This window comes from Geomonas terrae (assembly GCF_004791675.1).
In the GTDB taxonomy this organism is placed as follows: Bacteria; Desulfobacterota; Desulfuromonadia; order Geobacterales; family Geobacteraceae; genus Geomonas; species Geomonas edaphica.
Genome location: NZ_SRSC01000005.1, coordinates 54852 through 80416 on the forward strand (window position 1 = coordinate 54852; position 25565 = coordinate 80416).

Consider the following 25565-nt stretch of genomic DNA (forward strand, 5'->3'; position numbering starts at 1 on the left):
TACCATGAGCGTTGCCGAAGAGATCAGGAACTTCGTCGTGGACAACTTTTTGTTCGGGGATGAGGCGGGGCTTACCGACGACAGCTCCTTCATCAGGGAAGGGATCGTCGACTCCACCGGCATCCTGCAACTGGTCAGCTACCTCCAGGAGCGCTACCAGATCGCGGTGGACGACGAGGAACTCACCCCGGAGAACCTCGACTCGGTGCGCCGGGTGGCGGTATTTGTCGAGATGAAACGGGGCCGTGCCGCAGCTGCCGCTGCAGGGGCTTAAGGGGGCGATCATGGGGCTGGGGATCCTGCAGAGGGTGCTCGGAAAGCTGGCGATGGTGGTCCCGGGGGGATACACGCTGCGCCCGTGGCTGCAGCGTCGGCGCGGGGTGCGTATGGGGAAAAACGTCTGGCTGAGCCAGCTCGTCTACCTGGACGACCAGCACCCCGAGCAGATCGTCATCGGTGACAACGTGACTATCGGCCTTCGCTGCACCGTATTCGCCCACTTCTACCTCGGGGACCGCGCCACCGAAGAGGCGAAGGGAGGGGTGGTGATAGAGGACGGCGCCTTCATCGGACCCAACTGCACCATCCTGCACGGGGTAACCATCGGCGCGGGGGCGGTGGTTGTGGCGGGGAGCGTCGTCACGCGCAACGTCCCCGCCGGCACCCTCTACGGTCCCCCCGCCGCGCAACCCATAGCGCGCATCACGCACCCGCTGACCAAGGCGGGGGAGGTCCAGTACCGCAAATTCCTCTTCGGGCTGAAAAAGCTCTAGTCGTAGGTCTTCTTCATCAGATGGAACAGGATCGCGAGCAGTACGGCAAAGGCCACCGCGATCCCCCCCACCACGCGCCGGCGCGCATGCTCGTCATCGATCACCTTGAGCGCCGCGTCCAGCTTGTCGAGCTCCTTGTTGATCGCCGCCGACTCGTTCTTCACCCTGTTCACGTCCACGTCGTGGAACAGGGTGTGGAAACGGTTTCTCACCGAGAAGAGCGCCTTGCCCATCTTCTCGGTATCCACCCCGCTCACCTGGAACTGCGCGATCCTCCCCGAGATCCCGACGATGCGCGCCTCGGTCCCGCTCATGGCGTCCCGGATCGTCTTCGCCCTCTCGAAGCTGTGGCAGCGGGTGCAGCTCTTCTCGTTGATGAGGGTGAGCGACGCCTTCACCACCTGGTGGTTGCTGTGACAGGTAACGCAGGTCGGTCCCCCCGCGCCGAGAGCCCGGCCGTGGGCGCTGGCCAGGTAATCCTTGTAGACGCCGGGGTGGCAGCGCCCGCAAAAGGCGGGGATGTCCTTCTCCTTCGGAGCCCCCAAAAAGCCGCGCTGCGGGCTCATGGCGTTCGCCGCGTCCTTCGGGTCGCCGCCGTGACAGCCGTTGCAGGAGATGCCGTTTTCCGCGTGGACGCTGCCGCGCCAGAGGTTCACCGGCGCCCCGAGCCGGTCCGGCATGGAGCCGTGACACTGGATGCAGACCGTCTCCGGCTGTTCCGCGGCGAGAGCTGCGGCCGGTTTCAGGAAGAGAAGCGGGGCTAGGAGCAGGATGGCCAGGATGTTTTTCCGAATCATGACAGGTGCCCCCATACGCTTAGTGCGATCCAGAGCAGGATGCCGGCGATCACCAGGGTGAGAAAGAGCGGGCGCTTCAAGGGGTGGCGCTCAGGAGAGCGGTCGATGAAAGGGAGCAGCGCCAAAAATGTCATCGCCGCCGCCTGCACCGAGAGCCCCAGAAGCTCGCTCGGGAAGATCTTCAGGGTCTGGTAGTTGGCCAGGAAGTACCACTCGGGCTTTATGTGCGCCGGGGTCTTGAAGGGATCGGCCGGGACGAAGGCGTCCGGCGTGAACGGCATGTTGGGCCAGAAGAAGACCACCGCGAGGAACACGGCGAAGTAGATGGAGATCGAGCTGAGATCCTGCAGCACGTAGTTCGGGAAGAAGGGGATCCCCCCCGGGTGCCCCTGGTAGTGGTACTCGCGCGCCTCGAACGGGTTCGCCGTCTCGTCTTTTCCGAAAGGGGGCGCCGAGACGCCGGTCCGCTTCAGGAAGAAGAGGTGGGCCCCGATCAGCGCCGCGATCACCACGGGAAGGACCGCCGCGTGCAGGGCGAAGAAGCGCCCGAGCGTCGCCGGCCCCACGAGCTTTCCGCCGCGCAGGAACTCGACCAGGGTGGGGCCCAAGACCGGGATGGCGCTGACGCTGTTGGTGGCGACCGTCGTGGCCCAGAAGGAGAGCTGGCTCCAGGGCGCGAGGTAGCCGGTAAGCGAGATCCCCTGCACCAGGGCGAAGAGCGTGAAGCCGGTGACCCAGTTCAACTCGCGCGGCGCCTTGTAGCTTCCCATCATGAGCGTGGAGAACATGTGCAGCAGGAGCACCGCCACCATCATGTTCGACCCCACCGCGTGACACAGGCGGATGAACCAGCCGAAGGGGACCTCGTTCATGATGAAGGAGACGCTCTTGAACGCCTTGTCCGCGTCGGGCACGTAGTAGATCATGAGTAGCATGCCGGTCACGACCTGTATGGCGAAGATCACCAAAAGGACGCTCCCCAGGGAATACCATTCGTTGATGTTGCGCGGCAGAAGGTAGCCGGTGAGCTCCTTTTCCGCGATCTCGCCGATCCCGTAGCGCAGATCGAGCCAGCGGTACAGCCGGTTTAACATGGATGCCTCCGTATGCGGAAAGGGTTAACCGATGGTGATGTTACCTTCGGTGACGGTGAACGGGATTTTTGCGAGCGGGCGCGGGGGAGGGCCCCCCAGCACGGTGCCGTCGGTGGAGAACTGGCCGCCGTGGCAGGGACAGAGAAACTGCTGCTTCTCCTTCACCCACTGCACGATGCAGCCAAGATGGGTGCAGACCGCGGAGAGCGCGACCAGTTGGCCGCTGTTCGTCTTGATGAGGACGGCTGAGGACCCGGCGAACTCGAAGAACTTGGCGTCCCCCTCCTTCAGCTCCCCGGCCGGTATCACCAGTTTGGCCGCCCCTCCCTGTCCGGACCTGGGTGCCAGGTAGCGCAGCACCGGGTATCCGGCGGCAGCCGCGGCCGCGACCGTGCAGCCGGCCACACAGACCCCGAGAAACTTCCTTCTCCCTTCGTTCTCCATGCCTTCCCCCCGCTAGTGTCGGTTGATTCGGCACAAGTATAATGACCACTTGGGCCATTTCAAGCGACTTTCTTCATGAATATCGGCTGCCCTCGCCGCTCATCACCCCGCCGGCTCGAAACTACGGGACTTTAACCGAGGCGTTCGCTCATGAGGAGTCGCCTCTTTCCCTTTACCCGCGGCGCCGTTTCCGATATGCTTCCACGTCCGTACCCCACGACGAGAAAAGGAGAACGCCATGGAAACCTACTACGACCCTAAGGACCTCGGGAGCTTCGCCGAGATCGGCAAGGACGCGCCGGAACTGGCCGGGAAGTTCTTCGACTACTACAACGAGGTCTTCGCCGAAGGTGACCTAACCGAAAGGGAAAAGGCCCTCATCGCCTTGGCCGTCGCCCACACCGTGCAGTGCCCCTACTGCATCGACGCCTACACGAGGGCCTGCCTCGAGAAGGGATCGCACCTGGGCGAGATGACCGAGGCCCTGCACGTGGTGACCGCGATCCGCGGCGGCGCCTCCCTGGTGCACGGGGTGCAGATGCGCAAGATCGCGGAAAAACTTTCGCTCTAGGAGACGGGATGTCCGGGACAACGGAAAACACCGCGACGGAGAGCTTCCGGCAGCGGCTCGCGCGCCACGAGCTACGCCTCGAGCGGGACGAGACCCGTGCGCTGCAGGTGAACGTGGGCCTCGTCTGCAACTTGGCCTGCGGGCACTGTCACCTCGAGGCGGGGCCCGCCCGCAGCGAGATGATGGCGCGCCCGGTGATGGACGAGGTGATCGCCGCCGCCACGCGCCTTCCCTTCGCCGTCATCGACGTGACCGGCGGCGCCCCGGAACTGGTGCCGGAGCTCCCCTACCTCTTACGCGGTCTGGCACCTCACACCCCGAGGCTCATCGTGCGCACGAACCTGGTCGTCCTTGAGGGGGAGCGGGGCGAGCCCCTCATGGAGCTCTACCGCGACCTTGGCGTCGTGCTCGTCGCTTCGCTTCCCGCCGCCAACCAGACGCAGACCGACGCCCAGCGCGGTGCCGGGGTCTGGGAGCGGAGCATGGCGGCGCTCACGCACCTGAACGCGCTCGGCTACGGCATGCCGGGAAGCCTGCTCGAGCTCGACCTCGTCAGCAACCCCTCGGGCGCCTTCCTCCCGCCGCCGCAGCTCCAGGCCCAGGAGAAGTTCCGGCGCGATCTCGCGCGCAGGCACGGCGTCAGCTTCCACAACCTCTACACCTTCGCCAACGCGCCGCTCGGCCGCTTCCGCCTCTTCCTTGAGCGCTCGGGCAACCTGGACGCCTACCTCGACAAGCTCGCCTCCGGCTTCAACCCGTGCGCCGTCTCGGGCGTCATGTGCCGCAGCCAGCTCTCCGTCGACTGGACCGGGCGCCTCTACGACTGCGATTTTCACCTCTCCCGCGGCATCAACATGGGGGGAGAGGAGCGCCTCCTGCGGGAACTCTCCGAGCTTCCCGCGCCGGGCACGGCCATCCCCGCCGCCGACCACTGCTACGCCTGCACCGTGGGCGCCGGCTTCACCTGAGGGGGGAGCATCGTGGCCTAGTTAGGCCGCCGGTCCGCAAATTTTTCATTGGGAAGTCGTGTCATCCTGCGCTATAGTGGCCCCTGGCCCCGAGCGCTCAGCGCCCGCGGCGACGCCGGGAAAGGAGGACCATGTGGCGAGAAAACCGCTGGTAAAAAAGGACGAATGCATCAGTTGCGGCATCTGCATCGGGAACCTTCCCGCCGTGTTCCGCTTTGACGACCACGGAAAGTCCGAGTGTTACGACCCGGAAGGGGCCGACGAGGCGGAGATCCAGGTCCGCGCCATCGACCTCTGCCCGGTCTCCTGCATCATGTGGGAGGAGTAGGCCTCCACATGAGACGAACCGACCTCTTCAGGGGCGCCACCCTTTTCGCCTGCGTCGTCGCCATAAGCCTTCTGCACTACCTCACACCGCTCCGTCTCGCGGTGTTGCACGACATCTTCCAGCGCCTTTACTACATCCCCATCATCCTAGCCGCCTTCTGGTTCGGCTTTCGCGGCGGCATCGGCTGCGCCATCCTGGTCACCATCGCCTACGCCCCCCACATCCTCTTCCAGTGGGGCGGCCACATCGCCATGGAGATGGAGAAATACCTCGAGGTCATCCTCTACAACGTCGTAGGCGGGATCACCGGCTTCTTGTCGCAGCAGGACCGTTTCCGCCGTGAGGAGCTGGAGCGCAGCGCAAAGGGACTCGAGGACTCCTACCGGCAGCTGAAAGAGCAGTCCGAGCTCATCATCAGGATCGAGGAGCAGTTGCGGCGCGCCGAGCGCCTTTCCGCCCTGGGCGAGCTCTCCGCCATCCTGGCCCACGAGATCCGCAATCCCCTAGCCTCGATACGCGGCACCGCCGAGATCCTCATGGAGGACGGCAGCGCCGCCAACCGCCACGAATTCCTCGAGATCCTCGTCAAGGAGTCCGACCGCTTGAACCGCGTCGTCGAGGACTTCCTGCGCATGGCCCGCCCTGAGCCCGCCGACAAGAGGGAATGCGACCTGAACGAGGAACTCGCCAACATCGTGACCCTCCTCTCCGCCCAGGCCCGCACCGGCGGCGTCACGTTAGAGCTCGAACGCGGCGCGCTTCCGCCGGTAGTCGCCGACCCGGGAAAGCTGCACCAGGCCTTCATGAACATCCTGCTGAACGCGATCCAGGCCTCGTCGCAGGGGGGGAAGGTGCGCGTCGCCACCACCTTGGGGCGCGACGGACGCATCGAGGTCCGCTTCACCGACGAAGGGAGCGGCATCTCCGCCGAGGCGCTCGCCAAGATCTTCGAACCCTTCTTCACCACCAAGGGAAGCGGCACCGGCCTAGGCCTCTCCATCACCAAGAAGATCATCGAAGGGCATGGCGGCACCCTGGAGGTGCAGAGCGAGCCGGGGCGCGGGACCACCTTCCTGGTAGCTCTCCCGCTCTCCCCGTAGTGTGGAAAATCCTACGCTGGCTGGCGGATATTCCACAGGATGTGGGCGCATGTCGTCCATGGGTCTCCACGCCGGCAAGTGATCCCGGTGGGTTACCACTTTCCAGCGGCGTGGCACGCTCCTTGAAAAATGGTTCCCCGACCGAGCCTGCAGGACGCATCCCGCGTCAGCCACGCCGGTCCGGGAGAGCCTATGAAAAACAGGATATGGAACAGCGTCCTCTTGCTCGTCGTGGTCACGGTGCTTGGCGTCTTCGCCTTTTACGTGAGGGTGGGGGCTACCGCCGACAAGGTCGTCGTGCTGCGCACCTCCGGGATGACCTGCGGCGCCTGCGTGAAGAAGATCAACGAGGCGCTGCAGACGCAAAAAGGCGTGGCGGCCACCGAGGTGGATCTTGAAAGCGGGCTCGTCATAGCCGGTTACGACTCGAAGCAGGTGGCCCCGGAACGGCTGGTCGCCGCGGTAGAGAAGTGCGGCTTCGCCTCCAAGGTAGCCGGGGTGCTCACCCCGGAGCAGTTCCGCACCATGGCGGGGCGCGACCTGGGCGGCAAGGCCGCCCACGGTGGCTGCTGCGGCAAAGACGGTTGTGGCGGGAAGTAAACACGTTCTACGTTCAACGCTCTAGGTTCTACGTTGAAAACCTTCATCTCACCCGGCTTTAGCGAGCCGGATCAAAAGGAGCTTCACATGGTTCAGCAGAACAAAAAAGGATTGCAGACCCTCATCATCGCCCTTGTCGCCGTTGCCGCCATGGCCACCGTCGCCTTCGCGTTCTCCCTACCCGGCATGGGCAAGTACGAGAAGGTGAAGCCGGTGAACGGCGCCGTCACCATCCCGGTCGCCAAGGTGAACGACGGCAAGGCGCACTACTACAAACTCGCCGACGGCGGCAAGGAGATCAACTTCTTCATCGTCAAGGGAAGCGACGGCCAGCTCCACACCGCCTTCGACGCCTGCGACGTCTGCTACCGCGAGAAGAAGGGGTATGAGCAGCAGGGCGACAAGATGAACTGCAACAACTGCAACCAGAAGTTCGCCATCAACAAGATCGGCGCCGCTTCCGGTGGCGGGTGCAACCCCTCCCACCTGACCGCCAAAATCGACGCGTCCAACGTCACCATCTCGGTCACCGATCTGAAGTCCGGCGCGCGCTTCTTCTAGAAAACGTTCTAAGTTCTAAGTTCAACGTTCTACGTTGGAAAACCTCAGGCGTCCCTGCCCCTGGAGGGGGAGGGACAGGGAGGGGGGCTTTGACCGACAGTTTCCCCCCCTCCCGCCCCCCCCTCCAGGGGGAGGAGATCCCCGCGTCTCCTTGCCCCCTGGGAGCTTCTAGGTTGACACCCGTCTCGCCCCCGGTGTATTACAGAAAGTGCAGTTAGCATCAGGGGGTATCAAGTGAGCAAAGACAAAGACGAGCGCAAGAGGTCACACCTCCGGCTCGTGGTGGACAACGCGGAGATGCGCAGCGCCAGACCTTCGGCACCGGAGCAGGAGTTCGTCCCGCTCGAGGAGCTGATCGCCAACCGCGACGCGTTCCGTGCCGCTTTCTACCGCGGCATGGGCAGGCTGCAGACCAAGGGATACCAGTCCCTGGAGCGCTTCTTAGCCGGCCGCGGCGCCCCTTACGGCATCGACCCCGTGCACGGCAAGGTGATGGTCCTCCCCGCAGGACACCTCTCCCCCGAATCGCTCGAATACGGCTCGCCGCAGGACGAGGTGCTCCTCTGCATCGCCGAGGACGCCGGCGGCACCGGCCTTTGCTTCTCCCTGGAGATGATCCTCCCGTACTTCAGCGAGGACGACCAGGTCATGGAGGAGGCGCTTCTCTTCGCCCCGGTGCTGCAGTACGGCGCCTTGTTCCTCGAGGAGAACCCCCACGACGGCATGCTCGACCTCATCTACCGGCTTGCCGTGCCGCTCTACCCCCCCGTGCTCACGGCACGGCTCGCCGAGCGGATGTTCTCCATCTTCTCCTTTGAGCTGAAGGAAACCTTCCTCACCCTCTCCGACTACCCCGAATAAAAAGCGAAAGAGGGGGTGTTACCACCACACCCCCGATCTATTGCTTGAAAAAAAAGTGCAAATCTGTTAGACAGACTGGGGATTTTCCCGAAGCCTGCCCGGCTTCCCTGCAGCCGCCTTCCCGGGCCGCGTCCTGCCGCTTATGGGGAATACCATTGTTATGGGAGGAACCTCTGCCTCCCCTGGAATTTGCATTGATTGTGTTGGCTGGCCCCATGTCCACCATTCCAATCTTACTTGCTAGGGTGTCATCATGAAGATGCTTGCCTTTGTCCCTTTCGCGCTGGCCGCGCTGCTTCTCACCTCTGCCGGCAACGCCCGTGGCGACTCCTGCGTTACCTCGGCCTGCCACGTCGAAATTGCCAAGATCGCCGTTCCGCACGCCCCCGTCAAAGAGGGGGACTGCGCGAGCTGCCACACCGCCGTCTCCAAGGAACACCCGCTCAAGGGGGGCAAGAGCTTCCAGCTTGCCGCCAAGGGGGGAGCGCTCTGCACCGGCTGTCACGACGGGCTCGCCTCCAAGAAACTCGTGCACGAGCCTGTGAAAAGCGGGGAGTGCACCGCCTGCCACAAGCCGCACGGCAGCTCCGGCCGCTTCCTGCTCGAAAAGGGTGACGACCAGAACCCGCTTTGCACCGGCTGCCACGACCAGGCGACCTTCCAGCAGCGCTTCATGCACGGCCCCGCCGCGGTCGGCTCCTGCACCGAATGCCACGACCCGCACCAGTCCCAGGAGAAGGCACTTCTCAAGCAGAACGTGCGCGAAACCTGCCTCAGGTGCCATTCCGACTTCAACAGCCAGTTGAAGGCCGCCACCTTCCAGCACCCGCCGGTGAAGAAGGACCCCTGCACCATCTGCCACAATCCGCACGGCTCGGGCGTTCCCATGTTCCTCGTCAAGAAGATGCCCGACCTCTGCATCTCCTGCCACGCCCCCATCGGCAAGAAGATCGCCGAGGCGAAGGTACTGCACAAGCCGATCAAGTCCGAGGCCGGCTGCAGTAGCTGCCACTCGAGCCACTTCTCGAAAGCAAAGGGTCTTTTGGCCTTCACCGAGATGGAGACCTGCCTCTCCTGCCACGGCACGGACAAGCCTCCCCTGAAGAACATCAAGAAAGAGATCGCCAACAAGAAGTACCTGCACGGCCCGCTCAAAAACGGCGAGTGCAAGGGGTGCCACGACCCGCACGGCTCCAACTATTTCCGGATGCTCGGCGGCAACTATCCCGAGACCCTCTACGCCCCCTACAAGGACGGGCTGTACGACGCGTGTCTTAAGTGCCACGAGAAGAACCTGCTGCGCTTCGCCGACACCACCATCTACACCAAGTTCAGAAACGGCAACCGCAACCTGCACTACGTCCACGTGGTGAACAGCCGCAAGGGGCGCACCTGCCGCGTCTGCCACGCACCGCACGCAAGCAGCGGCGAGAAGCTCATCAACGTGGAAGGGGTGCAGTTCGGCGAGTGGAAGGTACCCATCAACTTCAAGACGACCGCAGCCGGCGGTTCCTGCGCCCCCGGATGCCATCGCCCTCTCGCTTACAACCGCGACAAGGCCGAGGATTACAGCATCAAGTAACGGAGAACCCGTGCCCGGCACGGCAAGCAACACCCATAGGTCAAGGAGAAAAAGGAGATGTCAGCAATGCTTCGTGGTAGCAGGTCGTTTCATGCGGGGAGAGGTTTCATGGTGCTGGCGCTCGCGCTGGTCGCTTTCGGGCTCACCGGCTGCGGCGCGAGAAAGCTCGGTTCCGGTGAGCCGGTGTTCTGGCCCCCCGAACCTAACCCCCCCAGGGTGCAGTTCCTGAAAGGGGTCTCCGCCTCCAAGGACGTGGCAAAGGAAAAGGCCAGCGTGAAACTCCTCTCCCTCTCCAACGAGGAGGAGGACACCAACAAGATCATCGCCAAGCCGTACGGTATCGCCTCGAACAAGGGGCGCATCTACGTCGTCGACACCATCCAGAACAACGTCGCCATCTTCGACCTGGTCAAGGAGACCTACGAGATACTCCCCGGGAGCAAGGGGCAGGGCAAGCTCAAAAAACCGATCAACATCGCCGTCGCCTCTGACGGCAACGTCTTCGTCGCCGACACCTTCCGCAAGGAGGTGATGATGTACGACGAATTGGGCAACTTCGTCAGGGCCTACGGCAAGGACATCCAGATGAAGCCGGTCGACGTCGCCGTCGACGACAAGAACATCTACGCCCTGGACATCTCCAACAACGAGATCAAGATCATCGACCGCCAAAGCGGCGACTTGGCCGGCGCCATCGGCAAGGGGAGCGAGACCCAGGTCGGTCTGTCGCTTCCCACCAACCTCACCATGGACAAGGACGGCTACCTCTACGTCACCAACGCCGGCACCGGCAAAGTGGTGAAGCTCGACCGCGACGGGCACATCGTGCACACCTTCGGCGGGCTCGGCGATTCCTTCGGCGAGTTCGGCCGTCCCCGCGGCATCTCCGTCGACGACAAGGGGCGCATCTACGTCGCCGACGCCTCGCATCAGAACGTGCAGATCTTCAACGAGACCGGGCGCATCCTCATGTTCTTCGGAGACCCGGGCTACGTCTACGAATCGCTCAACCTCCCCGCCGGGGTGATGGTGATCAGGGACAACCTCGACTACTTCCAGAAGCTCGCCGCGCCCAACTTCGTCCTCGAGGAGGTCATCGTGGTGACCAACCAGTTCGGGCCCGTGAAGGTCTCCTTCTACGGTCTCGGGCAGATGAAGGACTTCAAGGGGTACGACACCCTCCCGAAGCAGGCGCCGAAAGGGAAGGGCGACGCGGAAGGGAAGAAGTAACAAAGTTCACTGAAATGCCTGCGGAGACGTCGCGCCGGCCGTAAAGGCGGGCGCGACAACCCTTTCACGGGGTTCCTGCGGCGACCCAAGGGGCACATGGCACGACTCACGCTACATATCGCGGCTTTCCTGATGGTTTTCGCCATCCTCGCCGGGTGCGATCCCATCACCAGGCACAAGGTCCTCTCCACGGTGTTCGACGGCGTGCCGACGCTCCCGCCGCCCGAGGAGATCTGTACCCAGTACGCGGATGCGAAGCTCACCGAGTACAAGGAGGAGCTTGCCGGGGCCAAGAAGGCCGCCGAGGCCGGGGACGTGACCAACGGCTCGGTGCACCAGCCCTACGACGAGAAGAAGTGCGACAACTGCCACGACAAGTCCAAGGACGATGGTCTGGTGCGCCCCGCGAAACAGCTCTGTCTCATGTGCCACAAGGACTTCTTCAAGGACAAGGGGCACTACCAGCACGGCCCCGCCGCGGTCGGCGACTGCCTTGCCTGCCACGTACCCCACAACTCCGCCTACACTTCGCTTCTGAAGGTGGACAGAAAGAACATCTGCGATCTCTGCCATAAGGAACAGCGCGCGGCGCTCGGGCTGCACAACAAGGTTGCCGAGCGTAAGATGGTCTGCGCCGACTGCCATAACCCCCATTACGGGACCACTTCGTTTTTCTTGAAATGACCGGGATGGGATGATGCGGTCCAAACTTCTTTTCATACCGCTTAGCCTGCTCCTCGTACCGGAGTGGGCGGCGGCGCAGGTGACCAACGTCCTTGCGCTTAGAAACCTCAGGCAGAGCGTGGAGACCACGTACCACCTGAAGGCGGCGCAGGCGGACCTCGTCTCCACGACGCAGCAGTCGCTGCAGGAGGACTACCACCTGGGGCTCGACTACGCCATTTACCGCGCGCGTCTTCTGCACGGCGAGATCGGGCTCGACCTGCGAGCGGACCAGAACCTCTACATGGGGAACGAGCGCTCCACCAACGACACCTACGGTTTCGGCGTGCTCTACAACATAACGGGCATCTTCCTGGACCGCTTCCCTTATCCGCTTTCTTTCAGCTTCACCTCGGACATCGCGGACGTGCCGCGCGAGTTCGCCTCGAGCTATCAGCAAAAGAGCAACTCCCTCGCGCTCCACCTCCCGATCTCGTCGACGTTCCTGCCGATCACCTTCGGCTACAACAGGACCTCGAACCAGACGAGCGGCCTCGAGCTCGACAGCCGCTCCCAAAGCGACTCCTACACCTTCGGAGCGAGCCACAATTACAAGAACAGCGAGACCTACTTCACCATCGTCGGGAGCACCCTGAACCTCACCACCGACAACGACGTAGAGAGCCAGCAAAGCAGCAACATCGACGCCAACCTCCGCAACAGTCTCAACTTCTCCACCGCGTCCTTGAACAGGATTTTGAACAGCCGCGCGCACGTGGTGACCCAGCGCGGCGTGAACGAATCGCGCACCACCGATCTCGGCGCGTCCCTGAGCTGGGACCTGGGGCGCGCGCTCGAGAGCGGCACCGACTACAGCTTCACCATGCGGGAAGAGCCGACCCAGATTCAGCGCACCCACAACGCCCGCGCCTGGCTGCAGCACAGGCTCTTCAAAAGCCTCACCACGCGGATCGAAGCGGAGGGTAACGACCGCAGCCTCTCGGCCGGGAGCGAGCAAAGCGGCGGCGGCGGCCTCATGCTGGACTACCACAAGCTGCTCCCCCGCGACAGCAGGATGCAGCTGACGGCCGGCAGGCACTACCTGGTCACCGCCAACAAGCTTAGCGACAGCGGCATCGACATCTTCGCCGAGGTCCGTCCCGTCGACGAGCTCCTCTTCGTCACTCTGGACCAGCAGAACGTGGTGGAGGGGTCGGTCAAGGTGTGGAATCAGGCGAGGACCAAGCAGTACGACGAGGGGATCGATTACACGGTGCGTCAAAACGGCCCGTACACCGAGGTGGTCGTCAAGACAGGCACCTCGAGCATCCATGTGAAGGATATCCTCTCCATCGACTACAAGGTGCTGGTCAACTCGAACATCACCTACTCCACCACCAACGATGCGCTGGGCGCGGACTTCACCTTCCTGGAGAACAAGTACCGCGTCTTCGCCAACTGGAACCGTACCAGCCAGGAGCTCATCTCCGGCAGCGCCGACCAGATCAACCTCGCCGGTTCCAACTCCTACCGCCTTGGTGGGGACACGAGGTTCGACGACGACGCCGGGACCCTCTCCGTCGAGTACACCCGACTCGTTTCGAGCGCGGAGAAGAGCCAGACCTACAAAGGGGCCTTCATGCGCAGCGGTTCCTGGATGCAGGGGCGCTACACCATGAACCTGACCGACCGCTACCTGATCCGCGAGAGCGATCTGGTGAGCAAGGGGAACACGGGGGGGAACACCTCCAACGTGTTCTCCGCGAGCGGCAGCTATTCGAAGATGCTTGAGAACACCGCCCTCGTCACCGCCACCAGCAACCTGCTCAACAACACAGGGTACATCGACAACACGAACCTCTCCCTTTCGCTCGACGTACGCTGGAGCGTGCGCAAGCTCACCTTCAACGTGAACACCCAGGCGAACTTCCGTTACTCCGGAAGCGGATGGACCAGCGACCAAACCCTCATGCTGCGCATGGCGCGGCAATTCTGACGGCAAAGGATGAAAACATGAGCATAAAGAATTCGATCATCTTTTTCCCGTTGCTCGTTTTGCTGCTTCTGTCCGGCTGCGCCGGGAGTGCCCCGCAGCGCCGGGGAGGCGACTACCGCGAGCTGCAGTGGCCGGCGCTCCCCACCCCCCCCCGCATCACCTGGGTGAAGGAGATCCGCGACTTCGAGGACGCCGGGATCTCCAAAGGGTTCTGGCAGCGCGCCATAGAACTCCTCACCGGTGAACCGGACCAGCGCATAGGCAAGCCTTACGGGGTCTACGTCGACCAGAAGGAGAGGATCTTCATCGCCGACGTGGGACTCGCCCTGGTCCACATCATGGACCCCGACAAGAAGAGCTACACCGTCATCGGCGGGGGGCTGCGCACCCCGATTGCGGTGACCGGGGACGACCGGGACAACATCTACATATCCGACGCGGGGACCGGCGTCGTCTACCGCTACGCGCTCTCCGGCGGGAAACTGCAGCGCTTCAACGTGACCGCGCTCGATCGTCCCACCGGCCTTGCCTTCAACGCGAACAACCGCTTCATCTACGTCTCCGATACCGCGAGCCACCAGATCGTGGTCTACGACCTCGCCGGCAACGAGCGCTACAGGATCGGCGGGCGCGGCACCGGGGCGGGGCAGTTCAACTACCCTACCGACCTCTTCGTCGACGCCTCCGGGCGCCTCTACGTGACCGACGCGCTCAACTCCCGCATCCAGATCTTCACCGCCAACGGCCACTTCCTGAAGCAGTTCGGCCGGGCCGGGGATACCTCGGGGAGCTTTGCCCGCCCGAAGGGGGTTGCGGTCGACAGCGACGGTCACATCTACGTCTGCGACGCGCTCTTCGACGCAGTGCAGATCTTCAACGACAACGGACGCGTGCTGCTCGACTTCGGCTCGCACGGGAGCAATCCGGGGCAGTTCTGGATGCCGGCCGGTATCTTCATCGGCAAGGGTGATCTCATCTATGTCGCGGATTCTTACAACAGGAGACTGCAGGTCTTCAGGTACCTGCGGGTCGACGACCCGCAGACAGGCGCCCCGCTACCGGCGCCGGGTGAATCCAAATGAGAGGGATCAAGATCAAGGTAATACACGCGCTCTGCGCGGCGACCCTGCTCCTTCCGGGTGTCGCCACCGCTTCATCCCAGGGCGCCCGCATCGTCAACACGCCGCACAACCTCTCCGTCAGCGGGGGAGGGGGGGCGCACAACGTAAAGGCGACCGACGAGGTGCGCATCTGCGTCTTCTGTCACACGCCGCATCACGCCGTGAGTGAAGGGCCGCTTTGGAGCCGCAAGTCCAACCTCAGCATCTACGTCCCGTACGCGTCGACCACCATCAAGGCGAATCCGCAGCAACCCAAGGGACCCTCGCGCCTTTGCCTTTCCTGTCATGACGGCGCGGTCGCCATGGGGGTGCTAAACGGCGACTTCACCGTCTCAAGCCTCGGCAAGATCCCTACCGACTTGGACCCGGCGCTCAACGCGAACCTCGGGACCGATCTCTCGACGAGCCACCCGGTGTCCATGACCTACGGTCTCTCCGGCGAGCTGAACGACAAGGGGACGCTGGCCAGCAAGGGGATCAGCCTCTCCGAGGATACCTACGTGGAGTGCACCTCGTGCCACGACCCGCACAACAACCAGTACGGCAACTTCCTCGTGCGTGACGACTCCGCCGAACACGACCTTCTCTGCCGTGACTGCCACAACAAGACCGACTGGGCCAACGCCGACAACAAGCACCGTACCGGCGGGGCGCGCTACAGCAGCGCGGTATCCACCCAGGTCGGCGCCGACGGCTGCCGCAACTGCCATCGTCCCCACTCCGCGGAGCGGGGGGTGCATCTTCTCAAGCAACCGGCCCCGCTTTCCGGCGAGGAGAGCAACTGTCTCGGGAGCTGCCACTCCGGTGCGTCGTACAACACCTTGACCAGCATCGACATCGCGACCCAGATCTCGCGCACCTTCAGCCACAAGATCCAGATCTACTCCGGCGTGCACAAGGAAGACGAGACGTTGCCGCTGACCTCCGACTTAAAACACGTGCAGTGCGTCGACTGCCATAACCCGCACCGCTCAGGTTTCCAGGGCTCCCCCTTGGGCGACCCGAACCCTGCGGTCACCCCCGCCTCCACCGCGCCGTACGTGAACGGTCCCCTGCGCGGGGTACGCGGCGTCGACGTGAACGGCAACGCGCTCGGAGGGGACGGTTCCGCCCGCTACGAGTACGAGGTCTGCTTCCGCTGCCACCAGGGCGTCTCCGCCTCCTCCTTCAAGACTGCGAGTCTTAGCCGTCCCGTGCGTGCCTTCTCCACCTACGACGAGGGTAAGCGCTTCGCCACCGGGAACCCGTCGTACCATCCGGTCGCCTACGACACGGTGGGGAGGACCGGCAGGAGCCTCATCTCGTCGCTGCAGAACAGCCAGTTCCGGATCTACTGCTCGGACTGCCATGCCCCGCACGGTTCCGAGGAGCCTTACATTCTGCAGGCTCAGAACATAGATACCTTCCCCTCGGCCGCGACGTCGTACCCGCTATGCTTCAAGTGCCACGAGCAGCTGTACCTGCTCGACCCGATGAACGTGCCGCACTCCAATTCCGCGGCCCTGCACCAGTCGCACGTGCGCGACCACAGTGCGCCCTGCTCGGCGTGTCATGATCCGCACGGCGTGCCGAGTTCACTCTTGGCCAACACCACCAACGGAGCCCACCTCGTCAACTTCGACACGAGGTACACAGGAGACGCCCCGGTCTACAACGCCCCGGCCCGAAGCTGTGCCGTAGCCGGCACCTGTCACCCCGCCGGCGGCACCAAGATCTACTAGTAAACAGCGACTACGCATCACGCACCATTAGCCCGCCCGGCTCCAGCCCGGCGGGCTTTTTATTTCATGAAGTGCCGTCTGTTGCCCTGACGCCCCCACTTTGCGAAGGTTCTTCAGAGAATACCGTGGAAGTATGTGTGCGTCAGTCTCGAAGCATTGAGTATGGCATCACGTTCCCCCCTTTGCGAAGGGGGGGCAGGGGGGGGGTGATTTATACCTTTCCGCCTGATGGACGGAGTCGCTTTCCTCATGAACAAGTTGTTCCGCATCAGTCTATTTGCTGTTGCAGCGTGTGCGATCCAAGAGTCAGCAGGTGCTTGTATGGTCAGGCCAAGGCAAATCCCCCCTTGCCCCCCTTTGCAAAGGGGGGGACGTTTTGCCCAGCCCACTGTTTGAAGCGCAGCCAAAAGGGAGCTTGCCTCCCGTACCCACAACGTTCAAAAGGGGGGCAAGCCCCCGGACCGACAATGTTCAAAGAGGGGGGTCAGTGAAAGGGCGGCCCCCCTTCCGTGTTATCCCGTGAAAACCCCGTACCCTCCCCGCGACAAGGCGGCGCCTCCCCCCTGGAAGTGTCTTTTCTCCATCTTTTTGCTTCAGTCCAAATTAAAAAAAGTGATAGCAGATCAGCGCTTTGCGCCTGGGCCTTTTCCCTTAGCCCAAAAATAATCGGCCCCAAAATCCCCGTGGCACCGCAGTTGCACAATAGGTAATCGTAATGCTTTTCGTGGCCATTTTCGGGCAAATGACGGATGGCCCAGCCAGCCGACTAGGCCCATACAAAGAAAACGAACATGAAAGGAGGATGTGTCCCAGTTCAAAGTCTATTCAGTGTAATCCGTGTAGCACCAAGCAGTAGATGGAATATCATTCAATCGAAAAAAAGGAGAGTACAAATGAACAAGAAGACGGTATTTGCTGCACTCGGCATCGTTGCTCTTTCCACGAGCATGGCATTCGGCCTCACAGCGCCTAAGGGCGGGGTTGTTGGCTCCATCCACGACATGAACATCTACACCGGCACCACCCCGGACAGCCAGGGCCGCGTATGTGCGTTCTGCCACACCCCGCACCACGCTGCAACCGAAGGCAACGACTACCTCCCGCTGTGGTCGCACGCTCTGCCGAACACCTCCTACGTTCCTTACTACAGCGCAACCATCGACTCCACCGTTGACCCCTCCACCATGATGGAAGGTCCGAGCAAGCTCTGCATGAGCTGCCACGACGGCGCTATCGCGGTTGACACCCACTACGCAACCACCGGCACCAAGAAGCTCGACTCCGACACCTTCGGCACCGCAGCTATCGCTCAGACCGCTTCGCTTTCCAACGACCACCCGATCGGGTTCGTGTTCGACCAGGCTGACGGCGGCGTTGCAAACGGCCCGGTCACCGGCAACCCGGCTGACAACACCCCGAGCGCAGTAGGCAAGGACAACTGGATCCGTCAGAAAGCCGCTACCTACATCGACAACACCAGCCTGAAGATTTCTGACCGTCTCTACGCTGGCAGCCAGGGCCCGATCATGACCTGCGCTACCTGCCACGACGTTCACAACAAGAAAAACGTCGACGACCCGACCAAGACCAACTATCTGCTGCTTTCTCCGAACACCGATTCGAAACTCTGCCTGACCTGCCATATCAAGTAACTTGAGCAGTGGTCGAGGCAGACCGCAGGAAGCATTGAACCAGAAATAAGGGCCGGGCCCTGTGGCACTTCGACCCGCAGTTACTTATGAACACTAAATCGAAAAGGAGAATATATATGTTGAGAAAAGTTGGGATAGTCTCTACCCTCCTGCTCGCTCTCCCGGCATTCGCCCACGCGTGGACCGTCACGGCGAAAATCGGCAGCGGCCAGGGGTCTGTGGTCAGCGGCACGAAGACCATCTCCCTCCCGGTAGCAGCACCGGCAACCGGTTCCATCGGGTACTACAAGCAGGACAACGTGACCGGTCAGACCAGCCAGGACTTCATTGTTGATCCGGCTGCTGGCTACTCGATCTCCTCCGTCATCGTGAACGGCGTAGACGTGACCGGCACCGTGGCTCAGGACGCCAACGGGACCTACACCGTCGCCGCGGGCTCCCCGATCAGGAACAGCCAGTCCCTGGTGGTTTACTTCAAGCAGAACCTCCTGACCGTGACCGCTACCCAGCCGGCAGCAGGCGGCAGGATCGTCCTGCAGCGCTGCAACGCTTCCGGCGTTGTCTTCGGCTCCAGCAGCATGTACAGCCTCGCCAACCTGAAGGCCGGCGCATACGTGAAAGTCGTTGCCCTGCCGAACGCAGACTACAAAGCTGCCACCGTGGCTGGCGTAGCCGTGACCGCCGCCCCCGGCGACGTGGTTTCCCAGGTCGTACAGGTGAACGCAGCCGGTGCCCTCACCGCCACCTTCACCCAGGTTCCGGTGGTTAAGCCGAACTTCTCCATCAGCACCAACATTGCGAGCCCGGGCGACAGCGTCACCGTAACCCCCTCCGCAGTGTCCAACATGACCGGCGTTACCTACACGCTGACCTCTGACGCACCCGACGAGACCGTGACCGGGACTGGCCCGTTCACCGTTAAGTTCCCGACCTCCGGTACCTTCGGCTTCACCCTGACCGCCACCGTCGGCGGCCAGAGCTTCCCGATCACCAAGGCCGGCCTCATCACCGTTCAGCCGCACAACGCTTGCACCACCTGCCACAGCAACAGGAACGCGGTTATCACCACCGCATGGCAGACCGGCGCACACGGCAACGCATCCGGCCACACCACCGGTACCTGCCAGCGCTGCCACGCAACCGAAGGCGCTATCGCAGGCTTCGCCATTGGTTACACCGGCGGGTACGCCGACGTTCTCAACGCGGCCGACGCCAAAGCTGCTTACACCGTATGGTCCACCGTCAACTCCTCCAACAACGGCATCAGCTGCACCGTCTGCCACGCTCAGGATCCGCACAACGGCGGCAACAACCTCCGCGCTGTAAACACCTGGGCCAACGGCGCCGCCACTACCTGGGACCCGAACGGGAACGGCAAACTTGACCAGTACGACGTCTGCACCGGTTGCCACTCCCTGACCAACAACGCCGGCGCCCTGGTTGGCAACTACCACGACGGCAGCTCCCCGAGCGTCGAGCGCACCATCTCTGACTCGCACTTCGACGATCCGACCACCGCCGTGGTGGAAGGCTACAACCTGCGTAAAGCAGGCGCTACCCCCTGCGCAGACTGCCACAACCTGCACAAAGCTGACGTAGAAATCCAGGAAGAGTGGGCAGAGTCCGGCCACGCTGGTAAGATCCTTGCCGCCAAAGAAGCAGCTCTCGTGACCAACGCTGCTCTTTACTACAGCGCTCCCGCCGGGACCGACGTGAGCACTGTTCTCCGTCCGGGCAGCACCAGGACTTACCTCGAAGACTACAAGCGCACCAACACCAACGCTGCAAACGGCACCCTGAGCGCCAACGCACTGCTCAAAACCATCGGTCCGGACACCGCCGAGGCATTCGTTCACTACAACTGGACCCAGACCAGCGGTTCCGGCAACCGCGCTACCTGCGAGAAGTGCCACACCGCAACCGGCGCAGCTAACTACATGAACAGCCCGGCTACCTACAACCCGGTTAACAACGACTTCTCGCACATCTCCGGCTGGACTTCTACTGCCGGTGCTAACGGGAAAGAACTCCTCTACTGCTGGGGCTGCCACTCTGACTCCGCAACCGGCGCACTGCGTAACCCGGGTGCCGTCGTTGCTGACTACAAATTCCAGGGTGCACCTGCTGTTTACCCGAACGTTGGACCCTCCAACACCTGCCTTACCTGCCACGTGGGCCAGGCTTCCGGCAACAGCATCACCGATCTGACTGCAGCAGCTAACACCTTCACCAACGTAAGCTTCGTTAACTCCCACTACATGGCAGCTGGTTCGCTCATGTACGTAAAAGGCGGCTACACCAACTTCGTTCCCGCTAACACCCAGGTAGCCGGCACCACCGGCACCGGCATTGTGTCCTACGGTCAGACCCTGACCTCCGACGCCGACATGACCGTCGACATCACCGGTGTTGCCACTGCTGGTAAACTGACCTCTACCCACCGCAAACTGGGCACCCCCGCCATCAACGGCGACTCCCACAACAAGGCTCTGTTTGTACCGGGCTTCCTCGACAGCGACGGTCCGTGCGTGACCTGCCACTACGCTAAGGGCGATGTGACCAAGGGTGACAACGGCGTTGCCGACCACACCCTCGAGTTCGGCGCAAAAACCCTCAACGGCGTGTGCGTGAACTGCCACGGTGCTGAAGCGGCTGACGTTGCCGGTCTCCAGAACTTCATCGAAGAAGAGGGCGCAGCTCCGTTCGAGGCAACACTGTCCCTGGCCCTCGATCTGCTCCAGAAGAAGTACAACATCACCTACAACCAGGCATCTTACCCCTACTTCTTCGACGCAAGCGCTGCCAACGGCGCAGTGAAGAACTGGACCCGTTCCAACGTATCCGGCTTCACCGCACTCTCCGCTGCCAACGCAGAGAAGCTCATGGGTGCATGCTTCAACATCAACCTGCTCAAGCGTGACCCGGCTGCCTTTGCCCACGCTCGTACCTACGCTCGCAGGCTGCTGTACGACACCATCGACTTCCTTGACGACAACACCATCAACCAGTCGGTCGGTACCACCGCACTCGCCTCCGGTCTGACCGACTCCACCGGTGCCCTCCTGTTCGTGAAGGACACCGCAGCTTACAACAGCACCGGCACCGCTATCACCACCCCGTACGGCACCACCACCGGCGGCATGCTGTACATCCTCGGTTGGAGCCGCACCACCGGTGCATGGGCTGCTTACGAGCGTCCGTAACATCTGATGATTAACTCTTGATTTGATGCTGTACTTGCCCCGCCTCGAAAGAGGCGGGGTTTTTTCCTAAGCAGGAAAGGGAGAGAAAACCATGAAAAGGACATTGTTTGCGCTGATGGTTGCTGCAGTTTTGCCTCTCTCCGCCCATGCCGCAGAGTTCAAGATCCACGAAACCGACAACGAGATCATCGTCGAATACAACGGCGACGGCAAAGCCGCAGTCATGCCTCTCGAAATCGCTCCCGTCGAGGTCAAGCCCGCTCCTACCCAAGTGGCCGTTTCCAGTACCCCGTCACCGGTTGAAGAAGATGAGGAGGAAACACGCTCCGTCGGCAAGTTGGCGCGAAAGGAGCAGGCGCTGGCTAAGGCCAAGGAACGCGTCGCGCGCGAAAAACGGGAGAAGTGGAAGACCCGCAACCTCTCAACCATCTCTTCCGACGATTACTACCAGGCACAAAGCGTTCCCGAATAATATTTGGTCGTCTGCTTAGTCGCAGATCCTGTCCAGTTTGCCACCATTGTCATGGTCGCGTAACGCCGTTTCCCCCCCCTCACTTCCTCTTTGCATCACCATCTCAAAATTCCGGTTGTACAGAATGGAATAGATTTCATCACGGGCCTGCCTCTGTTTAGTTCCGCGGAACTGAACATGATCCTGGCCGTATAGCCGAGCATTTCGAATGCTACGGAATTACTACGTCTTATCCCTGACGCTGGAACCAGGACCACGTGAGAAGGCTTACTTGCGGCATGACTAATAGGGGGCACTCGGCTGGCGAGCCAGCAGAGTCCGGATGACTGGATAAAGACTCAAATTATAAAAAGACAAAGTTTCAGTGCCTTGCAGGTGCGTGGTGTGAGGCACCAGTGAAACGTAAACATCTATAACCCTTGTGGTATACGGATTGCAGAAAAAACTTATGTGTTGCTTTTAACCGAGTTTGGTGCGGCAAATCGCGTAGCGGTCTGGCCGTGTCCGGGCAGAACAACGAGGAATGACTCGGAAGAACGGGCCTAACCTTGCTGTTCTTTAGCGGTGTACCTGCAGACTAAATCCACAAGGAGAATACATGTTGAGAAAAATAGGGTTCCTCTCTTTCCTCTTGCTTGCCCTTCCGGCGTTAGCCCACGCGTGGACCATCACGGCAAAAGTAGGCAGCGGCAAGGGCACCGTCTCCGACGGCGTAAAGACCATCGCTCTTGGCCGGGCCGGCGTGCCCTCAATCGGGTACTACAAACAGGACAACTTGACTGGTCTCACCAGCCAGACCTTTACCGTTGATCCTGAAGCAGGCTACTCGGTGTCCTCCGTCATTCTGAACGGGATAGACGTGACCGGTACCGTGCCCCTGGACGCTAACGGGACCTACACCGTTCAAGCGGTCCCGGTTGGTTACGTGTCTATCCGGAACAGCCAATCCCTGGTGGTTTACTTCAAGCAGAACCTTTTGACAGTAACTGCCACCCAGCCCGCGGCAGGCGGTAAGGTTGTCCTGCAACGCTGTGATGCCTCAGGTGCCGTCTACGGTTCCAGTAGCATGTCCAGCCTGAACCTGAAGCCCGGTGCGTATCTGAAAATCACCGCGATGCCGAACGCTGATTACGCGGTTACTAATTTGGCGGGTGATGTAACGGCGACCGGCGCTGTCGGCGACATCGTGTCCAAAGTTGTGCAGGTTAGCGCCAGCGGTGCCTTCTCTGCGAATTTCGGTCAGGTTTGTGCTCGGCTGCCAATGAGGTGCACGAGTAATTCAAATCTCGTTGATCCGGGAGATACAGTCACAATAACCTGTGCTGACGGACCAGGTATCAGTTACACGATAACCTCTGACGCTCCCGATGCGACGGTGACTGGAACCAACCCGTTCATCATCAAGTTCCCGACCCCCGGTACCTACGGTCTTACAATCACTCAGTTCTGTGGCGGCCTGGGCTTTCCGATGACAAAGGCCGGCCTTGTCACTGTTCAGCCGCACAACGATTGCACCACCTGCCATAGCAACAGGAACGCGGTTATCACCACTGCATGGCAGACCGGCGCGCACGGCAACACTTCCGGTCACACCACCGGTACCTGCCAGCGCTGCCACGCAACCGAAGGCGCTATCACCGGCTTCGCTGTCGGTTACACCGGCGGCTACGCCGACGTGCTTAACAACACCGACGCCAAAGCTGCCTGGACCACCGCTTCCACCGGGCTGACCTCCAACAACGGCATCAGCTGCACCGTTTGCCACGCTCAGGACCCGCACAACGGCGGCAACATCCTCCGAGCAGTAAACACCTACGACACCGCAGCCAAGGCTGCAGTGACCTGGGACCCGAACGGGAACGGCAAGCTTGACCAGTACGACGTATGCACCGGTTGCCACACCCTGACCAACAACTCAGGCGTAGTGGTCGGCAACTATCACGACGCCAGCTCCCCGAGCGTTGAGCGCACCATCTCCGACTCCCACTACGACAACCCGGCAACCACCACCGTCGTGGAAGGCTATAACCTGCGCAAAACCGGCGCCACCCCCTGCGCCGACTGCCATAACCTGCACAAGGCTGACGTAGAAATCCAGAAAGAGTGGGCTGATTCCGGCCATGCCGGCAAGATCGCTGCCAACAAGACAGCTGCTCTCGAGACCAATTCCATCCTGTACTACGGTGCAGTTGTCGGTATGGACCCGTACGTTATCCGTTTGCCCGGCCCTAGGACATACATTGAAGACTACGGTCGCACCATCACCACAGCTGCCAACGGAACCCTGAGCGCCAACGCACTGCTCAAGACCGTCGGCGCAACCGAGACGACCGGCGCTGCCTGGGTTCATTACAACTGGGATCAGACGCAGGGTGCCGGGAATCGCGCTTCCTGCGAAAAGTGCCACACCGCTACCGGCGCTGCCAACTACATGATGGATCCGGTTAACTACAACGCTGCTAACAACGACTACTCGCACCTCCCGGGCTGGACTGCAACTGCCGGCTCAGGAGCTAACGAACTCCTCTACTGCTGGGGCTGCCACTCTGACTCCGCAACCGGCGCACTGCGTAATCCGGGTGCAGTCAAGGCTGACTACAACTACAAGGGCTCACCTGCAGTCTACCAGGATGTACAGGCTTCCAATACCTGCCTCGCTTGCCACATCGGCCAGGCTTCCGGCGACAGCATCACCGACCTGACAGCAGCAGCTAACACCTTTACCAACGTAAGCTTCGTTAACTCCCACTACATGGCAGCTGGTTCGCTCATGTACGTAAAAGGCGGCTACACCAACTTCGTTCCCGCTAACACCCAGGTAGCTGGTACCACCGGCACCGGCATCGTGTCCTACGGTCAGACCCTGACCTCCGACGCCGACATGACTGTCGACGTTACCGGTGCTGCCGTTGCTGGTAAGCTGACCTCCACCCACCGTAAACTCGGTATGCCTAGCATTAGCCGTTATCCAGTCCCTGTAGAGTTCGTGTCGGGCGTTTCCGACACCGATGGCCCGTGCGTGACCTGCCACTACGCTAAAGGCAATGTCGCCATGGGGGACAACGGCGTTGCAGATCACACCCTCGAAATCGGTACCAAGGCCCTCAACGGAGTGTGTATAAACTGCCACGGCTCTGAAGCGGCTGATGCTGCTGGCTTGAGGACCTTCATTGAGGAGCAGGCCAAACCGTACCAGGCTACCCTGACCTTGGCTCTCAAGGTCCTTGAGGACAACTACAACATCACCTACAACCAGTCCGCGTACCCCTACTTCTACGACAAAAACGCCGGCAACGGCGCCGTCAAGGACTGGACCCGCGGTGGCACACTTACCGCTGTACAGGCTGAGAAGCTGATGGGGGCCTGCTTCAATATCAACCTGCTCAAACGTGAGCCTGCAGCCTTCGTTCATGCACGTACCTACTCTCGTCGGCTGCTATACGACAGCATCGACTTCCTAGACAACAGGACGATCGACCAGTCTGTTGGTGCTACCGCAGTCGGCTCAGGCCTGACCGACGCAACCACAGGTACCCTCCTGTTCGTGAAGGACACCGCAGCTTACAACACCGTCAACAACTCCCCCACCACTTTGTACGGCACCACCACCATAGGTATGGCTTACATTCTCGGTTGGAGCCGCACCACCGGTGCATGGAACGCTTACGAGCGTCCCTAGCAACTACCACTGTCTCTTGATTTGATGCTGTACCTGCCCCGCCTCGCAAGAGGCGGGGATTTTTTTAGCTGGACTATCCCCACACCCGCGATGCATGAGCTCCTGACGTTCCCCCCTTTGCGAAGGGGGCAGGGGGGATTTATCCTTGG

The 25565-nt window shown here is 61.7% G+C and carries 22 protein-coding genes; 19 read left to right on the top strand and 3 right to left on the bottom strand.

From position 1 onward, the window contains the following. Positions 1–4 precede the first annotated feature (4 nt). Both E4633_RS18420 and E4633_RS18425 read left to right on the top strand, forming a co-directional pair. Positions 5–274 (top strand): acyl carrier protein, encoded by a 270-nt coding sequence (locus E4633_RS18420; protein WP_135872487.1) that lies wholly within the window; start codon positions 5–7, stop codon positions 272–274. Further along, entirely contained in the window at positions 246–773 is a 528-nt protein-coding gene (locus E4633_RS18425) for an acyltransferase (RefSeq protein ID WP_281276796.1), read from the top strand. The genes E4633_RS18420 and E4633_RS18425 overlap by 29 nt, the downstream gene beginning before the upstream one ends. Here the strand turns inward: E4633_RS18425 and E4633_RS18430 are convergent. Genes E4633_RS18430 through E4633_RS18440 form a run of 3 tightly spaced genes read right to left on the bottom strand, consistent with a single transcriptional unit; the run spans position 770 to position 3108 of the window. Next, positions 770–1570 (bottom strand): cytochrome c3 family protein, encoded by an 801-nt coding sequence (locus tag E4633_RS18430; RefSeq protein WP_135872489.1) that lies wholly within the window; start codon positions 1568–1570, stop codon positions 770–772. The two genes, E4633_RS18425 and E4633_RS18430, sit on opposite strands and share 4 nt — an antisense overlap. Next, positions 1567–2664, bottom strand: a complete 1098-nt coding sequence (locus tag E4633_RS18435) for a cytochrome b (RefSeq protein ID WP_135872491.1) — start codon at positions 2662–2664, stop codon at positions 1567–1569. Before E4633_RS18435 ends, E4633_RS18430 begins: the two co-directional genes overlap by 4 nt. A gap of 24 nt (positions 2665–2688) precedes the next feature. Then, complete coding sequence (locus E4633_RS18440) at positions 2689–3108, bottom strand: QcrA and Rieske domain-containing protein (RefSeq protein ID WP_135872493.1); 420 nt, start codon at positions 3106–3108, stop codon at positions 2689–2691. A gap of 238 nt (positions 3109–3346) precedes the next feature. Between E4633_RS18440 and E4633_RS18445 the strand changes: the two genes are divergently transcribed. The 17 genes from E4633_RS18445 to E4633_RS18525 all read left to right on the top strand — a co-directional run bounded on the left by E4633_RS18445 (position 3347) and on the right by E4633_RS18525 (position 25416). Continuing rightward, positions 3347–3679, top strand: a complete 333-nt coding sequence (locus tag E4633_RS18445; protein WP_135872495.1) for an arsenosugar biosynthesis-associated peroxidase-like protein — start codon at positions 3347–3349, stop codon at positions 3677–3679. A gap of 8 nt (positions 3680–3687) precedes the next feature. Further along, positions 3688–4647 (top strand): arsenosugar biosynthesis radical SAM (seleno)protein ArsS, encoded by a 960-nt coding sequence (arsS, locus tag E4633_RS18450; RefSeq protein ID WP_135872497.1) that lies wholly within the window; start codon positions 3688–3690, stop codon positions 4645–4647. Between the two features lie 133 nt (positions 4648–4780). Then, a complete protein-coding gene (locus E4633_RS18455; protein WP_135872499.1) occupies positions 4781–4975 on the top strand; it encodes a ferredoxin in 195 nt (64 codons plus the stop codon). Positions 4976–4983: 8 nt separating this feature from the next. After that, complete coding sequence (locus E4633_RS18460) at positions 4984–6075, top strand: two-component system sensor histidine kinase NtrB (protein ID WP_135872501.1); 1092 nt, start codon at positions 4984–4986, stop codon at positions 6073–6075. A gap of 192 nt (positions 6076–6267) precedes the next feature. Then, positions 6268–6675 carry a heavy-metal-associated domain-containing protein gene (locus tag E4633_RS18465; RefSeq protein WP_135872503.1) on the top strand — a complete coding sequence of 136 codons (408 nt, stop codon included), beginning with the start codon at positions 6268–6270 and terminating at the stop codon, positions 6673–6675. 87 nt (positions 6676–6762) lie between these two features. Beyond that, the gene (locus E4633_RS18470; RefSeq protein ID WP_135872505.1) at positions 6763–7236 is read left to right on the top strand and encodes a DUF2318 domain-containing protein; all 474 of its coding nucleotides are present in this window, start codon (positions 6763–6765) and stop codon (positions 7234–7236) included. Positions 7237–7470: 234 nt separating this feature from the next. Continuing rightward, positions 7471–8097 (top strand): hypothetical protein, encoded by a 627-nt coding sequence (locus tag E4633_RS18475; RefSeq protein WP_135872507.1) that lies wholly within the window; start codon positions 7471–7473, stop codon positions 8095–8097. A gap of 253 nt (positions 8098–8350) precedes the next feature. Beyond that, positions 8351–9679, top strand: a complete 1329-nt coding sequence (locus E4633_RS18480) for a cytochrome c3 family protein (RefSeq protein ID WP_135872509.1) — start codon at positions 8351–8353, stop codon at positions 9677–9679. 108 nt (positions 9680–9787) lie between these two features. Then, positions 9788–10909: an NHL repeat-containing protein gene (locus E4633_RS18485; protein WP_162605032.1), complete on the top strand. Its 1122-nt coding sequence runs from the start codon at positions 9788–9790 to the stop codon at positions 10907–10909. A gap of 96 nt (positions 10910–11005) precedes the next feature. Further along, positions 11006–11593, top strand: coding sequence for a cytochrome c3 family protein (locus E4633_RS18490; RefSeq protein WP_135872513.1), 588 nt, complete (start codon positions 11006–11008; stop codon positions 11591–11593). Positions 11594–11606: 13 nt separating this feature from the next. Continuing rightward, entirely contained in the window at positions 11607–13568 is a 1962-nt protein-coding gene (locus E4633_RS18495) for a hypothetical protein (protein ID WP_135872515.1), read from the top strand. A 17-nt stretch (positions 13569–13585) separates the two neighbouring features. Next, positions 13586–14650 (top strand): L-dopachrome tautomerase-related protein, encoded by a 1065-nt coding sequence (locus tag E4633_RS18500; protein WP_135872517.1) that lies wholly within the window; start codon positions 13586–13588, stop codon positions 14648–14650. Beyond that, on the top strand, positions 14647–16410 hold the full coding sequence (locus E4633_RS18505; RefSeq protein ID WP_135872519.1) for a cytochrome c3 family protein: 1764 nt from the start codon (positions 14647–14649) through the stop codon (positions 16408–16410). Before E4633_RS18500 ends, E4633_RS18505 begins: the two co-directional genes overlap by 4 nt. An 893-nt stretch (positions 16411–17303) precedes the next feature. Then, positions 17304–18062, top strand: coding sequence for a cytochrome C (locus E4633_RS18510; RefSeq protein WP_135872520.1), 759 nt, complete (start codon positions 17304–17306; stop codon positions 18060–18062). Between the two features lie 116 nt (positions 18063–18178). Further along, positions 18179–21265, top strand: coding sequence for a cytochrome c3 family protein (locus E4633_RS18515; protein WP_135872522.1), 3087 nt, complete (start codon positions 18179–18181; stop codon positions 21263–21265). A gap of 91 nt (positions 21266–21356) precedes the next feature. Next, entirely contained in the window at positions 21357–21737 is a 381-nt protein-coding gene (locus E4633_RS18520; RefSeq protein ID WP_135872524.1) for a hypothetical protein, read from the top strand. A gap of 598 nt (positions 21738–22335) precedes the next feature. Then, on the top strand, positions 22336–25416 hold the full coding sequence (locus tag E4633_RS18525) for a hypothetical protein (RefSeq protein WP_135872526.1): 3081 nt from the start codon (positions 22336–22338) through the stop codon (positions 25414–25416). The last annotated feature ends 149 nt before the right edge of the window (positions 25417–25565 follow it).

Bases quoted from the DNA above. Each gene is read 5' to 3' on its own strand.
- E4633_RS18420 (WP_135872487.1), top strand. From the start codon at position 5: ATGAGCGTTGCCGAAGAGATCAGGAACTTCGTCGTGGACAACTTTTTG.
- E4633_RS18430 (WP_135872489.1), bottom strand. From the start codon at position 1,570: ATGATTCGGAAAAACATCCTGGCCATCCTGCTCCTAGCCCCGCTTCTC.
- E4633_RS18435 (WP_135872491.1), bottom strand. From the start codon at position 2,664: ATGTTAAACCGGCTGTACCGCTGGCTCGATCTGCGCTACGGGATCGGC.
- E4633_RS18440 (WP_135872493.1), bottom strand. From the start codon at position 3,108: ATGGAGAACGAAGGGAGAAGGAAGTTTCTCGGGGTCTGTGTGGCCGGC.
- E4633_RS18445 (WP_135872495.1), top strand. From the start codon at position 3,347: ATGGAAACCTACTACGACCCTAAGGACCTCGGGAGCTTCGCCGAGATC.
- arsS (WP_135872497.1), top strand. From the start codon at position 3,688: ATGTCCGGGACAACGGAAAACACCGCGACGGAGAGCTTCCGGCAGCGG.
- E4633_RS18460 (WP_135872501.1), top strand. From the start codon at position 4,984: ATGAGACGAACCGACCTCTTCAGGGGCGCCACCCTTTTCGCCTGCGTC.
- E4633_RS18465 (WP_135872503.1), top strand. From the start codon at position 6,268: ATGAAAAACAGGATATGGAACAGCGTCCTCTTGCTCGTCGTGGTCACG.
- E4633_RS18470 (WP_135872505.1), top strand. From the start codon at position 6,763: ATGGTTCAGCAGAACAAAAAAGGATTGCAGACCCTCATCATCGCCCTT.
- E4633_RS18480 (WP_135872509.1), top strand. From the start codon at position 8,351: ATGAAGATGCTTGCCTTTGTCCCTTTCGCGCTGGCCGCGCTGCTTCTC.
- E4633_RS18485 (WP_162605032.1), top strand. From the start codon at position 9,788: ATGGTGCTGGCGCTCGCGCTGGTCGCTTTCGGGCTCACCGGCTGCGGC.
- E4633_RS18490 (WP_135872513.1), top strand. From the start codon at position 11,006: ATGGCACGACTCACGCTACATATCGCGGCTTTCCTGATGGTTTTCGCC.
- E4633_RS18495 (WP_135872515.1), top strand. From the start codon at position 11,607: ATGCGGTCCAAACTTCTTTTCATACCGCTTAGCCTGCTCCTCGTACCG.
- E4633_RS18500 (WP_135872517.1), top strand. From the start codon at position 13,586: ATGAGCATAAAGAATTCGATCATCTTTTTCCCGTTGCTCGTTTTGCTG.
- E4633_RS18505 (WP_135872519.1), top strand. From the start codon at position 14,647: ATGAGAGGGATCAAGATCAAGGTAATACACGCGCTCTGCGCGGCGACC.
- E4633_RS18510 (WP_135872520.1), top strand. From the start codon at position 17,304: ATGAACAAGAAGACGGTATTTGCTGCACTCGGCATCGTTGCTCTTTCC.
- E4633_RS18515 (WP_135872522.1), top strand. From the start codon at position 18,179: ATGTTGAGAAAAGTTGGGATAGTCTCTACCCTCCTGCTCGCTCTCCCG.
- E4633_RS18520 (WP_135872524.1), top strand. From the start codon at position 21,357: ATGAAAAGGACATTGTTTGCGCTGATGGTTGCTGCAGTTTTGCCTCTC.
- E4633_RS18525 (WP_135872526.1), top strand. From the start codon at position 22,336: ATGTTGAGAAAAATAGGGTTCCTCTCTTTCCTCTTGCTTGCCCTTCCG.